At 38.7% G+C, this 1789-nt stretch carries 1 protein-coding gene; it reads left to right on the plus strand.

The genetic code is table 11. The annotated features are described in order from the left end of the window. The first annotated feature begins 381 nt into the window (after window positions 1-381). Window positions 382-1629, plus strand: coding sequence for a sodium:proton antiporter NhaD (gene nhaD, locus ACWXWT_RS20420; RefSeq protein ID WP_456043397.1), 1248 nt, complete (start codon window positions 382-384; stop codon window positions 1627-1629). Window positions 1630-1789: the final 160 nt, after the last annotated feature.

The following is a 1789-nucleotide window of genomic DNA, read 5'->3' on the forward strand; positions in this document are numbered from 1 at the left end:
CTTTGAAACCCGCCAGAATGGAGTCTCTCAGGTATTCCACTTCTGTGTTACATCGATTTAAAAGGCAACAACCATTTCTATATCAATGTGCCTTGAATTGAAAAACCTGAGAGACTCTGAACTGACCAGATATTTAATGAGATTGGTATAACAAACCACTCTTCCTCTATTTCCTCCAACGCTTTTTTCTCCGCACGACTTTGGTCTACTTTCACCAAAAATAACCGTGATCCATGTTGCGAAATGGCGCATTGTGTGATGTGATCGCACCGCAAAAAATGGAAAGCTTAATTGAACCTTAAAATTAACGGTTAAATTAGGTTAGCAAAAATTCAAGGTCATCATTTTGATAACCTACAACACAAAGTTGGAATTGCAGTCATGCTACATACCTTTCTTATATCACTTGCGGTGCTTGCACTGTTAAGTATCGTGCTTGAAGAAGTTACCCACATTAATAAAGCAAAAACCACCTTGTTTCTTGGTTGTATCGCTTGGATCAGCTTGTTCATCGCTTCTGGAAGTCCAGAAAGCAGCAAACTAGTTGGCGAAGAACTTAATGAAAACTTATTAGAAATTGCCACTTTATGGTTATTTTTAATGTCCACCATGACATTTGTCGCTTACCTTAATGCCAAAGGCATGATCCAAGTGCTAGTGCAGAAAATCTTTCCACAGCAAGTGTCAGTTCGCATGTTAATGCTCCAAGTCGGGATGTTTGCTTTAATCTTATCCACTTTTTGTGACAACGTGACAGCGACACTGGTGTCTTTAGGGTTATTAACCACCTTTAACTTAGACAAGCAAATGCGTCGTCGCATGGCAGTACTCATTATCTTTGCCGTTAACTCAGGTGGAGTGGCGTTAATCACAGGTGATGTCACAACACTCATGATTTTCCTTGCTGGTAAAGTGCATATTTCTGAATTATTAATTTTGTTTATTCCAGCAGGCATCAGCGTGATGGTTTTAGCAATATTGTTTTCACTCAAGGCTGAAGGCCATGTAAGCACCTCGCCAATTGAACAAAGCTACAATACTGTTGATATCGTCATTGGCTTAATTTTCTTCACAACCATCATTTTAACCATGGCGCTTAATGTGCTCTTTGGCGTTCCACCAGTACTGACCTTTTTATTCGGTTTATCTGTCATGTTTTTAGTGGGCAATACCAATAAAAGTAAAAAAGAAGAAGTGCAAGTCTTAGAATATATTCGCCAAGTTGAATTTGACACTCTCTTGTTCTTCTTAGGTATCTTGCTACTTGTTGGCATGCTTAAAGAAATTGGCACACTTAATTTATTAACCAAAGTGTATGGTATGTATAACCCAAGTATTTCTAATTTCTTTACGGGTGTGGGTTCAGCATTATTAGATAACGTACCGTTAACTGCTGCATTATTAAAAGCGGATCCAATTTTAACAACCGCACAATGGTTAGGCTTAACCTATTCTGTTGGGGTTGGTGGGTCGTTGTTAATTATCGGTTCGGCATCTGGCATTATCGCGATGAGTAAAGTAGAAGAGCTGACCTTCGTAAGTTATTTAAAATATGTCCCTGCATTACTATTGTGTTACTGCATAGGTTATGGATTAACACTATTTTTAGCGAATAATATTCACGGGTAAGATTACAGCATCAAACATAAAAAAGGCGCTATCTGCGTAATGCCGTTCACTTAAGGTGAGCGGCACTTTTTCTTTTTGCTACCGGATACTTGTTTTTACTGACTTTTAAGCAGCGTGGATAACTCCTCTCTCGCTTGCCTTCTAACTTAAATTGTTTGGC

This window comes from Shewanella sp. A22, assembly GCF_053850585.1.

What these genes read in the sequence shown, in the direction of transcription:
- nhaD (WP_456043397.1), top strand. Translation starts at nt 382, where the DNA reads ATGCTACATACCTTTCTTATATCACTTGCGGTGCTTGCACTGTTAAGT.